The 1,900-nt window shown below is 61.5% G+C and carries 2 protein-coding genes; one reads left to right on the forward strand and one right to left on the reverse strand.

Going from position 1 to position 1,900, the window contains the following annotated elements; all coding sequences use genetic code 11:
* A partial coding sequence (locus WCB02_RS00950; protein ID WP_423955337.1) for a potassium-transporting ATPase subunit F occupies positions 1–76 on the reverse strand: 76 nt, incomplete at its 3' end.
* Between the two features lie 652 nt (positions 77–728).
* Between WCB02_RS00950 and WCB02_RS00955 the strand changes: the two genes are divergently transcribed.
* Positions 729–1,601, forward strand: coding sequence for a peptidyl-prolyl cis-trans isomerase (locus WCB02_RS00955; RefSeq protein WP_423955339.1), 873 nt, complete (start codon positions 729–731; stop codon positions 1,599–1,601).
* The last annotated feature ends 299 nt before the right edge of the window (positions 1,602–1,900 follow it).

Raw genomic sequence — 1,900 nt, forward strand, 5'->3', positions numbered from 1 at the left:
CAGGGTGGATCAACGTGTAGAGGAGATAGAGGCCGAGCCCGATGGCGACGACCAGTCCGACAATCGGCTCAGTCATGGCGCGACGCTCCTAAAGCTGCCGGAGGGCGAGCGCATAGCCCCCCATCAACGCCAGAACCACAATACCGAGCGCCACGAACGCAATGTCGAGCATGATCGACTCCTGTCGAGGCGCTCCTTACTGCCGCGCCGCGTAAGCTTTCGATCCCGAATAGAGGGGCGCGGAATAAGGATCTCATAAAGGAAGCGAATTCCACGGATCTCCTTCATCGGCTCGCGCGCGGCTTAGGCGCGGCCGTGAGCTTGCCACGTCGGGCTGCGCGGCAGCCAAGGCGAACGGATCGCATCGTTCAATCAGCCCTTCCATAATTCGTACTACATATGTAAAATAGTGTTCGACATGCTCAACACTTTCATCGGATGCTAAGCCCATGAAAGATGTGCTAGCAGATGCAAGTGCGCCTTACCGGCGCAGGGAACGAGGCTTGGCGGCGCCGAGCGCGGCTTCTCGTCCCCTGCCGTCGAGATCAATTGTCACTATTCCGCGATAGCGGGTATCAAGACCGCGCGCCCGTTGTAAATTCAGGAGAACAGTTTTGCTGCAAGACACGCCAATTTCTCACCGCCGCTGGCGCATCGTCGCGATCGGGTGCGCGCTCGCAGCGGCGGCGCTTGTTGCCGGATGCGGCAAAAAGCAGGAGGCGCAGGCCGTGGTCGGGCAAGTCATTGCTCATGTCGGACCGGACGACGTCACCCAGCAGGAACTGGAAAACGAGCTTCGCCTTGCTGGCGTCTCCGCCGACAAGCGCACGGACGCGATCATCAAGGCGGCGCTGTCGCGGGTGATCGAACGCAAATATCTCGTCCAGCAGGCGCTCGCCGGGAAACTCGACCGCGAACCAACCGTCCATCTTGATATATTGCGCTCGCGCGAGCAGATACTCGCCGGCGCTTTCGTGCAGCGGGACCTGTCGTCCAAGATGAGCACGATCTCCAAAAACGAGATCGACAGCTACATCCAAAGCCATCCAAAGCAGTTCGACCAGCGGGAACTGTTCCAGATCGAGCAGATCTCTTTTGCGCCACCGAAAGACATCACGGCCCTGACCGCGGCAACCAAAGACGCCAAGTCGCTAGATCAGGTTGAAGCGCAGCTCAACCAATTGAACATAAAATTCAGCCGCGGCAACGCAACTCTGGATAGCGCGACCCTTCCCCCGGAGATGCTGAAGGCGCTGGACGCCAGGAAACCTGACGACGTCTTTTTCATCCGCGCGAGGGGGAGCGGGAGCTTTTTCAAGGTGACCTCAGTGGATCCGAAACCGTTGACAGGCGACGAGGCCAACGAGTTCGCAAAACGCGAGGTGCGGGCGGAGATCGCGCGCAAGAGCGCGGAAGAGATTTCCCAGGCCGCGCTGGCGACCGCCAAATACGAAGGCGACTACGGCCGCGTCATGGCGACGCCGACCCCTGCCCCTGGCGGCACTGGGGCGGCCGCGCCGGGCGGCGAGGCGCCATCCGGCGCTTCGCAAGAGACCGAGAAACCGGCCGGGGAGAACGAGAAAGACCAGCCGAAAAACTGATTTGCTTCGGTGGAGTAGGCCCGTCCGCCTTTTTGTCACCGTTTGAAGCGAGCGACATCGGAGGCGCAAAGGCGAGCGCCAGTTCCATCCGGGGCGCGGGCGGGTCCGTGAGCTCGAAGCGCCGCCAGCCGCGCCGCAATCGGCAGAAGGCTGGTTCACGGCGGCCCTATCGGCGCTCGGGTTTCACGCGCAGAGCAGCGCGTTTAAGGGTTCGCTCAACGGCATTGTATCGTCGTGTCCGCTGCTCATCTGAAGCCAAGGATCAGAGTGCCGCCGAGCCGGCGTGCGCGAGCATACGC

Origin of the sequence: Bradyrhizobium sp. (assembly GCF_049581145.1) — a bacterium.
Taxonomy (GTDB): domain Bacteria; phylum Pseudomonadota; class Alphaproteobacteria; order Rhizobiales; family Xanthobacteraceae; genus Bradyrhizobium.